The sequence below is a fragment of the Azospirillum brasilense genome (genome assembly GCF_005222205.1).
GTDB lineage: Bacteria > Pseudomonadota > Alphaproteobacteria > Azospirillales > Azospirillaceae > Azospirillum > Azospirillum brasilense_G.
The window spans coordinates 536,051-548,322 of sequence record NZ_CP032346.1 but is presented as its reverse complement, the minus strand read 5'-3'; the positions used below and the strand labels follow the sequence as shown (position 1 = coordinate 548,322).

At 68.9% G+C, this 12,272-nt stretch carries 12 protein-coding genes; 6 read left to right on the top strand and 6 right to left on the bottom strand.

Features of this window, described 5'->3' with window-relative positions; translation table 11 throughout:
- Window positions 1-194: 194 nt before the first annotated feature.
- From ilvD to hflX, 3 genes are all read right to left on the bottom strand, one after another.
- Window positions 195-2,060 carry a dihydroxy-acid dehydratase gene (gene ilvD / locus D3869_RS16560; protein WP_137141064.1) on the bottom strand — a complete coding sequence of 622 codons (1,866 nt, stop codon included), beginning with the start codon at window positions 2,058-2,060 and terminating at the stop codon, window positions 195-197.
- 166 nt (window positions 2,061-2,226) lie between these two features.
- Window positions 2,227-2,661 (bottom strand): DUF2934 domain-containing protein, encoded by a 435-nt coding sequence (locus D3869_RS16555; RefSeq protein WP_137141063.1) that lies wholly within the window; start codon window positions 2,659-2,661, stop codon window positions 2,227-2,229.
- A 122-nt stretch (window positions 2,662-2,783) separates the two neighbouring features.
- Window positions 2,784-4,190, bottom strand: a complete 1,407-nt coding sequence (gene hflX / locus D3869_RS16550; RefSeq protein ID WP_137141062.1) for a GTPase HflX — start codon at window positions 4,188-4,190, stop codon at window positions 2,784-2,786.
- A gap of 162 nt (window positions 4,191-4,352) precedes the next feature.
- Between hflX and D3869_RS16545 the strand changes: the two genes are divergently transcribed.
- From D3869_RS16545 to D3869_RS16525, 4 genes are all read left to right on the top strand, one after another.
- A complete protein-coding gene (locus tag D3869_RS16545; RefSeq protein ID WP_247895890.1) occupies window positions 4,353-5,999 on the top strand; it encodes a phospholipid carrier-dependent glycosyltransferase in 1,647 nt (548 codons plus the stop codon).
- A 56-nt stretch (window positions 6,000-6,055) separates the two neighbouring features.
- On the top strand, window positions 6,056-6,790 hold the full coding sequence (locus D3869_RS16540; RefSeq protein WP_137141061.1) for a TetR/AcrR family transcriptional regulator: 735 nt from the start codon (window positions 6,056-6,058) through the stop codon (window positions 6,788-6,790).
- 136 nt (window positions 6,791-6,926) lie between these two features.
- Window positions 6,927-7,358: a phasin family protein gene (locus D3869_RS16530; protein WP_040134043.1), complete on the top strand. Its 432-nt coding sequence runs from the start codon at window positions 6,927-6,929 to the stop codon at window positions 7,356-7,358.
- A 140-nt stretch (window positions 7,359-7,498) separates the two neighbouring features.
- Window positions 7,499-7,834, top strand: coding sequence for a tRNA-binding protein (locus tag D3869_RS16525; RefSeq protein WP_137141059.1), 336 nt, complete (start codon window positions 7,499-7,501; stop codon window positions 7,832-7,834).
- Between the two features lie 66 nt (window positions 7,835-7,900).
- On the opposite strand, the gene rimO is transcribed toward D3869_RS16525, so the two are convergent.
- Window positions 7,901-9,265, bottom strand: a complete 1,365-nt coding sequence (rimO, locus tag D3869_RS16520) for a 30S ribosomal protein S12 methylthiotransferase RimO (RefSeq protein ID WP_137116378.1) — start codon at window positions 9,263-9,265, stop codon at window positions 7,901-7,903.
- A gap of 347 nt (window positions 9,266-9,612) precedes the next feature.
- On the opposite strand from rimO, the gene D3869_RS16515 reads away from it, so the two are divergent.
- Both D3869_RS16515 and D3869_RS16510 read left to right on the top strand, forming a co-directional pair.
- Window positions 9,613-10,050, top strand: coding sequence for a MarR family winged helix-turn-helix transcriptional regulator (locus D3869_RS16515; RefSeq protein ID WP_137141058.1), 438 nt, complete (start codon window positions 9,613-9,615; stop codon window positions 10,048-10,050).
- A gap of 110 nt (window positions 10,051-10,160) precedes the next feature.
- Window positions 10,161-11,111, top strand: a complete 951-nt coding sequence (locus D3869_RS16510) for an IS481 family transposase (protein WP_137141057.1) — start codon at window positions 10,161-10,163, stop codon at window positions 11,109-11,111.
- Between the two features lie 98 nt (window positions 11,112-11,209).
- On the opposite strand, the gene D3869_RS16505 is transcribed toward D3869_RS16510, so the two are convergent.
- Complete coding sequence (locus tag D3869_RS16505; RefSeq protein WP_137141056.1) at window positions 11,210-11,440, bottom strand: formate dehydrogenase subunit delta; 231 nt, start codon at window positions 11,438-11,440, stop codon at window positions 11,210-11,212.
- Window positions 11,441-11,463: 23 nt separating this feature from the next.
- Window positions 11,464-12,261: a formate dehydrogenase accessory sulfurtransferase FdhD gene (gene fdhD / locus D3869_RS16500; RefSeq protein WP_137141055.1), complete on the bottom strand. Its 798-nt coding sequence runs from the start codon at window positions 12,259-12,261 to the stop codon at window positions 11,464-11,466.
- Window positions 12,262-12,272: the final 11 nt, after the last annotated feature.

Sequence of the window (12,272 nt, the reverse complement as noted above, 5' to 3'; positions counted from 1 at the left end):
GCTTCTTTTGGTGATGGAGCGAGAGGATCGGAGACATACTGACGCATGACATTCGACGCACCGCTGCGTCCAAAAAGCGAAACGGCGCCGCGGATTTCCGGGCGCCGTTCGTTGCTGCACTGTGCTTCCACAACCTTTCCGAAGGTCTTAACCGGAAGGCTCGGGGTCCTTTCGGTTGCGCCTTGGGTGCCGTGTCAGCGCTTGACGGCGATGCCCTCCACCTGCGAGACGTCGCGCACCGCGCCGCGGTCGGCGCTGGTTGTCAGGGCGGCGTAGGCGCGCAGCGCCGGCGAGACGACGCGGTTGCGGTTGGCCGGCTTCCAGGCGTCGGCGCCCTTGGCGTTCTCGGCGTCGCGGCGGCGCTGCAACTCCTCATCGGACACAGCGAGGTTGATCTTGCGGTTGGGGATGTCGATCTCGATCCGGTCGCCATCCTGGACGAGGCCAATGGCGCCGCCCTGCGCCGCTTCCGGCGAGGCGTGGCCAATCGACAGGCCCGAGGTGCCGCCCGAGAAGCGGCCGTCGGTGACCAGGGCGCAAGCCTTGCCCAGCCCCTTCGACTTCAGATAGCTGGTCGGGTAGAGCATCTCCTGCATGCCGGGGCCGCCGCGCGGGCCTTCGTAGCGGATGACCACCACCTCGCCCGCCTTCACCGTGTCGCCCAGGATGGCCTCGACCGCCGCGTCCTGGCTTTCGAAGACGCGGGCCGGGCCGGCGAAGACGAGGTTGGAGGCGTCCACGCCCGCCGTCTTCACGATGCAGCCCTTCTCGGCGATGTTGCCGAACAGCACGGCGAGGCCGCCGTCCTTGCTGAAGGCGCTGTCGACGGAGCGGATGACGCCCTTGTCGCGGTCGAGGTCCAGTTCCGGCCAGCGCTTCTCCTGGCTGAAGGCGATGGTCGTCGGGATGCCGCCGGGGGCGGCCTTGAACATGGTGTGAACGCCCTCGTCCTGGGTGCGCTTGACGTCCCAGCGGTCCAGCGCGTCGCCCAGCGTCTTGGCGTGAACGGTCGCGACGTCGCGGTTCAGCAGCCCGCCGCGGTCAAGCTCGCCCAGGATGCCGAAGATGCCGCCGGCCTTGTGCACATCCTCGATGTGGACGTCGGACACCGCCGGGGCGACCTTGCAGACGTTGGGCACGCGGCGCGACAGCCGGTCGATGTCGGCCATGGTGAAGGGCACTTGGCCTTCCTGCGCGGCGGCCAGCAGGTGCAGCACCGTGTTGGTGGAGCCGCCCATGGCGATGTCGAGCGTCATGGCGTTCTCGAACGCCTCGAAGGTGGCGATGCCGCGGGGCAGGGCGGTGGCGTCTTCCTCCTGGTACCAGCGGCGGCACAGCTCCACCGCCATGCGGCCGGCGGCCAGGAACAGCTCCTTGCGGTCGGCGTGGGTCGCCAGGATCGTGCCGTTGCCGGGCAGGGAGAGGCCCAGCGCCTCGGTCAGGCAGTTCATCGAGTTGGCGGTGAACATGCCGGAGCATGAGCCGCAGGTCGGGCAGGAGCCGCGCTCCATGACCGCCGCCTCCTCGTCGGTGACCGTCGGGTCGGCGGCGGCGACCATGGCGTCGATCAGGTCCACGGCCTTGGTCTTGCCGCGCCAGTTGACCTTGCCGGCCTCCATCGGGCCGCCCGACACGAAGACCGCCGGGATGTTCAGCCGCATGGCGGCCATCAGCATGCCGGGGGTGATCTTGTCGCAGTTGGAGATGCAGACCAGCGCGTCGGCGCAATGGGCGTTCACCATATATTCGACGGCGTCGGCGATCAGCTCGCGCGAGGGCAGGCTGTAGAGCATGCCGTCGTGGCCCATGGCGATGCCGTCGTCCACGGCGATGGTGTTGAACTCCTTGGCGACGCCGCCGGCCTTCTCGATCTCGCGGGCGACGAGCTGGCCCAGATCCTTCAGGTGGACGTGCCCCGGCACGAACTGGGTGAAGGAGTTGGCGATCGCGATGATCGGCTTGCCGAAATCGCCGTCCTTCATGCCCGTCGCGCGCCACAGGCCGCGGGCGCCCGCCATGTTGCGGCCGTGCGTGGAAGTGCGGGAGCGATAATGCGGCATGTCTCTACCTCAGGGATCGAACATTGCGTGCGGATGCGCAGGGGCAGCAACACTAGCAATCCCGAAGGGCGGAAACCAGACCTCTCGTTCCTTTTCCCGCCCCATTTTCCGGCAGGCGGAGCATGGGAGGTCTGCGGCGAAGGGGGAGGGGCGGTGCCCCGCCCCGTCAGCCGCGCGACGCGTCCCGGCGCGATGCCTTGCCCGGCTTTCCGCTGGCCGCCCCGCCGCGGGAGATCTGGCCGCCGGTCTTCGTCGTGCCGGTCTGCTCGGTCCGTCCGGCGGCCACCGCCGACAGGTTTTCGGCCGCTGCCCGCGTGCCGCTGGCCCGAGTGGCTTTGGATGCGGCTTTGGATGCGGCTTTGGGTTTCGCGGTGACCGGCTTCGCTGCGGTCGGCTTCGAACGCCGGTTCGGCGGGGCATCCGGCGCGCTGCTTTCCGTTTCCTCGCTCCGCCGCTCCGCGCGAATCTCGTCATCGACCTCGGCTTCGGCCTGGGCCCAATGCTCGTCGTGGCGGCCGTCGGGACGGCCCTCCCGTTCCCAAATGTCGTGGGCGCGGCGACGCACGCGCTCGGCTCGCTCATGTTCCGGCTTTTGGGTCATGGGTGCCTCCTCCTGGTCATGGCGGGTCGGGGTCACGGACCGGCCTGCCCGTCACAACGCAGGAGAGCGGCGGTGGTTGCAAACCATCCGAAACGGTGGGCTGGAAGGCGCGAGACCTATTGTCAGCGGCTTTCCTGCCCGACGAACCGGCTTTCGAAACGGGCGGCGTCAGAGGGCGTCAACGCCACATGCACATGGGCCTGCCCGTTCTCGTCCCGGCGGTCGAGCACCTGGCCATGCTCGTACAGCCACGCCAGGGCGCGCCCGTCCGCAAGGTTCACACTCAACTCCAGCACCTGCCGCCCGGCGGACACGCGGCGGTCCAGCAGATCCAGCAGATCGTCGAGACCTTCCCCGGTCAGGGCGGACACGGCGACGGCGCGCTCCTCCCCCTCCATCATCCTCTGGTTGGCGAGGCGCATGTGCAGAGCGCCGCGGGCGGTTGCCGGCATCTGGTCGGTCTTGTTCAGCACCTCCACCACCCGCGGGTCGTTGGCGGCGTCGATCCCGAGGTCGGCCAGCACCGAATCCACATCCGCCTTCTGCGCCGCCGTGTCGGGATGCGAGACGTCGCGGACGTGCAGGATCAGATCGGCGGCCTGCACCTCCTCCAGCGTGGCGCGGAAGGCGGCGACGAGCTGGGTAGGCAGTTCCGACACGAAGCCCACCGTGTCCGACAGGGCCATGGTCTTGCCGGAGGACAGGGCGATCCGGCGCACCGTGGGGTCGAGCGTGGCGAACAGCATGTCCTCGGCGGTGACCCCGGCGCCGGACAGCCGGTTGAACAGGGTTGACTTGCCGGCGTTGGTGTAGCCGACCAGCGCCACCAGCGGCGTGCCGCCGCGCTGCCGGGCGGAGCGGTGCAGCTTGCGGGTCCGCCGCACCTCCTCCAGGTCCGATTTCAGACGGGTGATGCGCTCGGCGATCAGGCGGCGGTCGAGTTCGAGCTGGCTTTCGCCGGGGCCGCCCAGGAAGCCGAAGCCGCCGCGCTGCCGCTCCAGGTGGGTCCAGGACCGCACCAGCCGCGAACGCTGGTAGGTCAGGGCCGCCAGTTCGACCTGCAACTGACCCTCGCGGGTGCGGGCGCGGTCCCCGAAGATTTCCAGGATCAGGCCGGTGCGGTCGATCACCTTGGCCATGAAGCGGCGCTCCAGGTTGCGCTGCTGCACCGGGCTGAGCGGGTGGTCGATCACCACCAGATCGGCGTGAAAGGCCTCCACCATGCCGCCGATCCGCTCCGCCGTGCCGCGCCCGAACAGGGTGGCGGGGTCGGGGCGGGCGACGCGGATCACCTCGGCGTGCGGCACCTCCAGGCGGATGGCCTGGGCCAGCGCGATCGCTTCGGAGAGTCGGGCGTCCGGCTGGCGCACGGCGCCATTGCCATGGTCGGGGTGCGCAGGCAGGACCGGCAGGATGACCAGGGCACGGCCCGCGGAGGGCGGTCCCGCGCCGTCCGGATCGTGGCCGATGGCGCTGCGGGAAACGGAGGCGGCGGAACGGGGTGACGGGCGGTCGTCGGAATCAGGCATCGGGCTGGCACCGTTCCTTCTGGCGATGGGTTTGGACGATCAGGGCGTTTGAGCGATCAAGAGTTGCAGGTCCGCAAAAAACAGCGCGCCGCTGCCGCAGTTCCAAAACCGTCCGGAATCGTGCACAAACCGCTGGCGTGTAACTCTGGACATACTCCGATCATGTCATCCCTGGACCGCGGCGCCACCTCACCCCATACGGTCATGCCCAACCGGTCCGCCGCGGTGCCCGGCACCGGCCTGCTGGACCGCTGGCCCTGGTGGGGGCTGTGCGCCGCGCTGGCGGCGGTGATGGTGGTGTCGGCCCTGGCGATCGGCTTCCGCACACCCTACTGGTCGCACGCCGACCAGGATCTGGTGCTGGCCTATCACGGGCTGCTGTTCAGCGAGGGGTTGCCGCAGGAGTATTTCGATCATCCCGGTTACACCTATTTCCTGGTGATCGAGGTCTGGTACCGGCTGCTGCACGCGCTGGGGCTGATGCCGGTCATCACCCTGTCCGGCCTGCCGCCCGCCGCCGACACCGCCGCCTACAACGCGGCCTGGCAAAATCTGGTGGAGGCCGGGCGGGCGCTGTCCATCCTCGTCACCACCGGCTTCGCGTTGATCTACGCCAACCTCGTCCGTGCGCTGGTCGGCGACCGGCGGGTGGCCTTCCTGGCCGCCGTGGTGATGGCCTTCGGCATCGGCCTGTCCACCCAGGCGCGGCAGATGCGCACCGATCTGCTCTCGGCTTCCTTCGTGGTGACGGCGCTTCTCCTGGTGCTGGTCGCCGTCCGCACCGCTCCGGGCTGGCGGCCCCTGCTGCTTCTCGGGCTGGCCGGGCTGCTGGCCGGGCTGGCGGTGGTGACGAAGATCCAGGCGATCTTCCTGGCGCTGGGCATTCCGGTGATCGCGCCGGCCTTCGGGCGCCGCTTCGCGGGTCAGGGCGGACACCACTGGATCGCCGCCGGAATTCTCGCCCTGGCGGCGGGCGCGGCGGCGCTGCCCGCGGTGGCCCTGATCCAGCACGGCATCGCCAGCGCCGGCCAGTCGCTCTACCCCTACCGCCCGGTCGGGGGCGGGCTGTCGGGGGTCTATCAGGGGATCATCGTCGGCTGGGCCTTTCTCGGCATGGCCGTCTACGCGGCGGTGTGGCGGGTGTGCCTGTCCTACGCGGTGGCGGCCATGGCGGCGGTCGCGCTCGGGCTGGCGCTCGGCGTGCTCGCCCTGACGATTCGACCGCACGAGCAGAACGTGATCGCCGTCGCCAACCTGATCGAGCATATGTTCGTCTTCACCACCTGGAAGCATCAGGCGGCCCTCCAGGGGCAGGAGCAGGTGCTCTCCGACGGGCTGGTGACGCTGCTGGCGAAGGGGCTGTGGCGCACGCTGGCGATCCGCACCATCGTCCTCCACCCCGACAACATCCCGCAGACCGTCGTGGTGGAGTGGTTCATCATCGGCGGCTGCATCGTGCTGTGGCGCCGGGGGGAGCGGGCGGCCGCGGCGCAGGCGGCGCTTCTGCTGCTGGTCGCCTGGGGTTTGGAGACGCTGTTCTCCCTGCGCGGCTTCCAGCGGGCCTACGCCGCCTACACCGACCCGCTGATGGGGCTCGCCGCGGCCTGGGTGCTGCTGCGCCTGCCCGGTCTTCTGGAGCGCGCCCGGACGCGCCGCTGGATCGTCGGCATGGTGGCGCTGGTGGTGGTGGTCGCCCAGGTCTGGCCCGCCATCGAGGCCATCCGCCTGCCCAACCCGGCCGGCCAGTGCGGCTGGATTCCCACCTATATGAAGCGGGCCGAGCCCTTCCCCTTCTGCCGCCCCGGTTGAGGTGCGGCGCGGGCGTCCCACATCATGGGGATAGGCTGACCGCGAGGCTCGACCCCATGGACGACACCGCCGACACCCCCTGGAAGACCGATCCCGAGGCCCCCGATGCCGCGGAGCACGCCGCGCAAGGAGGGGGCGCCGACGAACTGGACCGGCGGGTGGCCGCCGCGGCGATGCGGCTCGCCGCCGGGCAGGGCTGGCGCAACACCGGGTTGCTGGCGATCGCACGGGCGGCGGGGGTGGCGCCCGACGTTTTCTACCGCCGCTTCCCCGATCGCTCCGACGTGTTGGCCGCGGTGTCCCGGGTCGTCGACACCGCGGTCCTCGCCGACGACGCGCCGGTCGGCCCGGACGAAAGCGCCCGCGACCGGCTGTTCGACGTGATGATGCGCCGCTACGACGCTTTGCTGCCCTACCGGGACGGGTTGCGCTCGGTCGTCCGCGACCTGCGGCGGGAACCGCTGACCGCGCTGGCCTTCTCCCGCCATTTTGGGCGGTCGATGGCCTGGATGCTGCGCGCCGCGGGGGTGGAGGCCGACCGGGCCGGGGGCGCCCTGTTCGTGGCCGGGCTGGGGGCGGTGCAGTCGCGGGTCATGCGCGTCTTCCTGGAGGACGACAGCGCCGACCTGTCGCGGACCATGGCGGCGCTCGATTCCGAGCTGCGGCGGGCGGAACGCTGGGCTGGGGCATTACGCCGCAGATCCGGACGCGCCTCTGCGACTGAATCATCCACAGCCCCGCAGGGCGCCGGGGAACCGGCCAGGGAACCGGGAAGCGCGTCCACCGGTTGAGGTTCCATGAGCCGCGGTGTAGCCCCTGGTGCGACGCACAAGAGCGTTGACTATCTTTTTGGCAATCTGCATAGTCGCGCCACAGGTTTGCTGCGTCGCAGCATGCCCGCAAATCCTTTCGTCGGGGGTGAGAACCATGGCCAAGCAGTCGTCCGGTAACCCGTTCCTCGAATTCGACCTGTCCAAGGTGCTGGGCGATTACAAGGTGCCCGGCCTCGACGTCGAATCGATCCTGGCGAGCCAGCGCAAGAACATCGAGGCGGTGACGGCCGCCAACCAGCTCGCGATCGAGGGTCTGCAGGCCGTGCTCCGCCGCCAGGCCGAGATCGTCCGCTCCTCCGTCGAGGAGGCCGGCAGCTACGTGAACCAGGTCGCCGCCGCCGGCACGCCGGAAGAGAAGGCCGCCAAGCAGGCCGAACTGGTCAAGGTCGCCTTCGAGAAGGCCCTGTCGAACATCAAGGAACTGGCCGAGCTGGTTGCCAAGTCCAACACCGAGGCCGCCGACGTGCTGTCCAAGCGCGTGTCGGAGAGCCTGGACGAGGTCAAGGCCGCCATCGCCAAGAAGTAAGCTCCTCTCCATTGGAGAGATGCCGCAAGGGGCCGCCCACCGGGGCGGCCCTTTCGCGTTTCAGCGGCGCCGCCGTCGGTGCTAGCCTTGCCCGTCACGATTGAAACCGCGACGACCACAACAGGGCAGGGACGAGACCCGTGACCATCAGCTACGACGATTTCCTGAAGGTGGACATCCGTGTCGGGACCATCACCGCGGTGGAGCCCTTTCCGGAGGCGCGCAAGCCGGCCTACAAGCTGACCATCGATTTCGGGCCGGAGATCGGCACCCGACGCAGCTCCGCCCAGATCACCCGTCACTACACGCTGGACGAATTGGTGGGCCGGCAGGTGCTGGCTGTGGTGAATTTCCCGCCCAAGCGCATCGGCCCCTTCACCAGCGAGGTCCTGTGCCTGGGCCTGCCCGACGCGGAAGGCGAGGTCGTGCTGGTCGGGCCGGGGCAGGGCGTGCCGAACGGTGGCCGGCTGTACTGAGGCTGCGAACAGCAAAAGGGCCGGGAGGAGCTGCCGTCCCGGCCCTGTCGTTTTGGGCGAAGCCGCTTACTCGGCGCGCTCGATGGAGCCCCAGAGGTCGTATTCGTCGGCGTGCTCGATGGTCACGTCCACGATGTCGCCCGGCTTGACGTTCGTCTCGCCGTTCAGGAAGACGTTGCCGTCGATCTCCGGCGCGTCGGCGTAGGAGCGGCCGATGGCGCCCTCCTCGTCGACCTCGTCGATGAGGACGCCCAGCGTGAAGCCGACCTTCTGCTGGAGCCGCTCGGCGCTGATCGCCTTCTGGGTCTCCATGAAGCGCTCCCAGCGCTCCTGCTTGACCTCTTCCGGAACGGCGCCGGGCAGGTCGTTGGCGGTGGCGCCCTCGACCGGCTCGTACTTGAAGCAGCCGACGCGGTCGAGCTGCGCTTCCTTCAGCCAGTCCAGCATGAACTGGAAGTCCTCCTCCGTCTCGCCGGGGAAGCCGGTGATGAAGGTGGAGCGCAGCACCAGATGCGGGCATTCCTGCCGCCACTTCCGGATGCGGTCGAGCTGCTTCTCCTGGGCCGCCGGGCGGCGCATCGCCTTCAGGACGGTGGGGGAGGCGTGCTGGAACGGGATGTCCAGATAGGGGAGGATGCGGCCCTCCGCCATCAGCGGGATCACCTCGTCCACATGCGGGTACGGGTAGACGTAGTGCAGGCGCACCCAGACGTCGAAGTTCGCCAGCTCGCGACAGAGGTCGATGAAGCGGGCCTTCACCTTGCGCCCGTACCAGTCCTCTTCCGCGTATTTGCGGTCGACGCCGTAGGCGCTGGTGTCCTGGGAGATGACCAGCAGTTCCTTCACCCCGGCGGTCGCCAGCTTCTCCGCCTCGCGCAGGACCGAGACGACGGGACGGCTGACCAGATCGCCGCGCAGGGAGGGGATGATGCAGAAGCTGCAGCGGTTGTTGCAGCCCTCGGAAATCTTCAGATAGGCGTAGTGGCGCGGGGTCAGCCGCAGCCCTTCCGGCGGCACCAGATCGGTGAAGGGGTCATGCACCGGCGGCACGGCGTCGTGCACGGCGTTGACCACCTGTTCATACTGGTGGGGACCGGTGACGGCCAGCACGTCCGGATGGACCTGCCGGATCATGTCCGATTCCACGCCCATGCAGCCGGTCACGATGACGCGGCCGTTCTCCTTGATCGCCTCGCCGATGGCCTCCAGCGATTCCTTCTTGGCGGAATCGAGGAAGCCGCAGGTGTTGACCAGCACGACGTCCGCGCCATCGTAGGACGGCGAGATGTCGTAGCCTTCGGCGCGCAGGCGCGTGAGGATGCGCTCGGAGTCGACGAGCGCCTTGGGGCAGCCCAGGCTGACGATCCCCACCTTGGGGGAGGAGGCCGGGTTGGTCTTGAAACCGGGAATGGACGGGGGCGTGCTGGTCATGGCGCGCATATATAGGCGAGTCGCGGCGCAACGCCAGACAAAACGCGCGGCGCAGCCCCGACACGAGGTGGTAGGTGCCCTGCGTTGTCTCCGCACCGGGCCCGGCGAACCGGACGGCGCCACAGGGGGGTGCGACACCTTGTGCTGGATGGAATTTAAGGTCAATGTTTCGTTTACGGTCCCGATGCCGTAGTGTGCGGCCCGTCGTCGGGGGTGGGGGAGTCGTGGACTTGCCTACTGGGGTATGTTAGTTTTGTAATCATATAGTCTCTGCATCGTACAGACTCGCTCGCGGCGTCTCGCTGTGCTCCGGGTCAAATTTTGACAACTGTCGAGACCCCGCTGCCATGTCGAAAAGCCCCCAGTCCCTGGCATCGGCGCAGGCGATCGCCGAGGTCATGATGCACATCGGTCACATCGCCGACAGCATGGGCTACACGCAGGGTTTGAAGCCGTCGCAGTGGACGGCGTTGCGCTACTTCGCGCGCGCCAACGACAGCCAGCGGACCGTGTCCGCCTTCGCCGATTTCCACGCGACGACCCGAGGCGCGGCGTCCCAGATGGTCGAGGTTCTGGTGACGAAGGAATTGCTGACGCGGGTCCCGGTGCCGGAGGATCGCCGCGTCGTGCAGCTTCATCCGACGGAGAAGGCGCTGGCGCTTCTCGAACACGACCCGTTGAAGGACTTCGCCGCGGTCATCGCGGCCCTGCCGGGGCCGGAGCAGTTCCAACTCGCGGATCTGCTGTCGCGCGTGCTGAAGGGGCTGCTGAGCCAGAGGGCGTAGGGAGCGAAGGCACTTGCCCCCTCCCTAACTGTGATGTTTCAGGAGGTTGTCCATTCGGCCGGAACCGAGGAAGCTGAAGTTGCGACGCTCAAGCTTTTTCGGAGGGCCGAATGGACATTCACAAGAATGCCGCACTGACCCCGCGCGGTCGAGAGATTGCGGTGCGGCGGGTGCTGGAGGGCGGCGAGACCCGCAGTTCGGTGGCCACCGAGCTGCGGGTCTCGCCGGGCACGATCAGCAAATGGTGCCGGCGCTACAAGGCCGAGGGCGTGGCCGGCCTGCACGACCGCTCCTCGCGGCCAAAGCGCTCGCCCCGCCAGACCGCCGCGGCAACCGCCGAGCGGGTCATCGCGCTGCGCCGGCAGCGCTTCACCTATGGCCGCATCACCGCCGAGCTTGGCGTCTCGGCCGCCACCGTCTCACGCATCCTGCGTACAGCCGGGCTCAACCGCCTCAAGGCGCTCGACCCACCCGAGCCGGTGCGCCGCTACGAGCGCGAGCGCCCAGGCGAGATGCTGCACATCGACATCAAGAAGCTCGGGCGTATCGGCACCATCGGCCACCGCATCACCGGCGATGCCTCCCGGCGCGCCCGCGGGGTGGGCTGGGAGTACGTGCACGTGTGCATCGACGACGCCTCGCGCGTGGCGTTCTGTCAGATCCACGCCGACGAGCGCCAGCACACGGCCGTGCTGTTCCTGGAGGCGGCGCTGGCCTATTACGCCTCGCTGGGCATCACGGTGGAGCGCGTCATGACCGACAACGGCGGCTGCTACCGCTCCAAGGCATTCCGGACCGCCTGCAAGCGCCTGGGCGTCAAGCACATCTTCACCAAGCCCTACACACCCCAGACCAACGGCAAAGCTGAGCGCTTCATCCAGACCGCTCTACGGGAGTGGGCCTACGCCCACACTTACGAGCACTCAGATCAGCGTGGCGCCAAGCTGCCTCTATGGTTGCACGCCTACAACTGGCATCGACCTCATGCTAGCCTCGGCAAAAAGACCCCCATCAGCCGAATCGGCCTGCCGATGAACAACCTCCTGACACTCCACACCTAACCCTCCCCCGCTTCGCAGGGGAGGGGACTGCCGCCGCTTCGCAGAAATCTCCCTCCCCTGCGGTAGCGGGGGAGGGCCGGGGTGGGGGCAACGCGTTCCTACGCGCTCCCCACAGGCGGCCCCCTCAGCCGCTCGACCGCCTGGGTGACGATCTCGTGCAGGCCTTCGCCGCCGGCGCTGCTGTGCTCCAGCAGGCGCTGGCGCATGCGCGGTTCCCAGAAGGCGCGGATGTGACCGGCGGTCTCGGTCACCGCTTCGTCCTGCGGATAGGACTGGAAATAGCTGGCGATCTGATTCGCCATGCGGACGAGTTCGCGTGTGGTGTCCATGGGTCGGCTCCCGGAATAACGTTTTATCGGAACAGCATGACGCCGTTGCCGCGCGCGCGGGCGGCCAGCGTCATGCCGGCGGCGCGGGCGAGCTTCAGCGCCAGCGCCGTGGGGGCGGAAATGGTGGCGAGCATGGGGATGCCGATGGTTGCGGCCTTCTGCACCAGCTCGAAGCTGCAACGGCTGCTCATCACCGCGAAGCCGCCGGACGGGTCGATCCCCGCGCGGGCCAGCGCGCCGGCCAGCTTGTCGAGGGCGTTGTGCCGCCCGACATCCTCCCGCGCCATCACGATGCGCCCGTCCGGTCCGGCCCAGGCCGCGGCGTGCAGGGACTTGTTGGCGCGGTTCATCGGCTGGTGGTCGGGCAGGGCGGCAAAGGCGGCGGCCACCGCCTCCACCGACGGGGTGAAGCCCGCCATCACCCGCGGCGGCTCGCGCACCGCGTTGGCGAGGCTGTCCACCCCGCACAGGCCGCAGCCGCTCCGCCCTTCCATGGAGCGGCGGCGGAGCGAGCCGCGCAGAAGACGCAACGGGTCGACCGCGATGGACAGGACGATGCCGTCCTCCACCGGGCGCACCGCGACGCGGTCGATGTCGGCGGCACTGCCGACGATGTCCTCGCACAGGCTGAAGCCCAGCGCGAAGTCCTCCAGGTCGGCGGGCGTCGCCATCATCACGGCGTGGGAGCGTCCGTTGTATTCGAAGGCCACCGGAGTCTCCTCGGCGACCAGCCACGTCACGTTCGCCTGATTTGGAGCCTGATCGGCGGCTTCCGGGAAGCCGGTGCCGCTGGCCGGCAGGGAATGGGCGAGTGACTGCATCGTTGGTCTCC

Bases quoted from the DNA above. Each gene is read 5' to 3' on its own strand.
- fdhD (WP_137141055.1), bottom strand. From the start codon at position 12,261: ATGCAGTCACTCGCCCATTCCCTGCCGGCCAGCGGCACCGGCTTCCCG.
- D3869_RS16515 (WP_137141058.1), top strand. From the start codon at position 9,613: ATGTCGAAAAGCCCCCAGTCCCTGGCATCGGCGCAGGCGATCGCCGAG.
- D3869_RS16545 (WP_247895890.1), top strand. From the start codon at position 4,353: ATGTCATCCCTGGACCGCGGCGCCACCTCACCCCATACGGTCATGCCC.
- D3869_RS16530 (WP_040134043.1), top strand. From the start codon at position 6,927: ATGGCCAAGCAGTCGTCCGGTAACCCGTTCCTCGAATTCGACCTGTCC.
- ilvD (WP_137141064.1), bottom strand. From the start codon at position 2,060: ATGCCGCATTATCGCTCCCGCACTTCCACGCACGGCCGCAACATGGCG.
- D3869_RS16510 (WP_137141057.1), top strand. From the start codon at position 10,161: ATGGACATTCACAAGAATGCCGCACTGACCCCGCGCGGTCGAGAGATT.
- D3869_RS16540 (WP_137141061.1), top strand. From the start codon at position 6,056: ATGGACGACACCGCCGACACCCCCTGGAAGACCGATCCCGAGGCCCCC.
- D3869_RS16555 (WP_137141063.1), bottom strand. From the start codon at position 2,661: ATGACCCAAAAGCCGGAACATGAGCGAGCCGAGCGCGTGCGTCGCCGC.
- rimO (WP_137116378.1), bottom strand. From the start codon at position 9,265: ATGACCAGCACGCCCCCGTCCATTCCCGGTTTCAAGACCAACCCGGCC.
- D3869_RS16505 (WP_137141056.1), bottom strand. From the start codon at position 11,440: ATGGACACCACACGCGAACTCGTCCGCATGGCGAATCAGATCGCCAGC.
- hflX (WP_137141062.1), bottom strand. From the start codon at position 4,190: ATGCCTGATTCCGACGACCGCCCGTCACCCCGTTCCGCCGCCTCCGTT.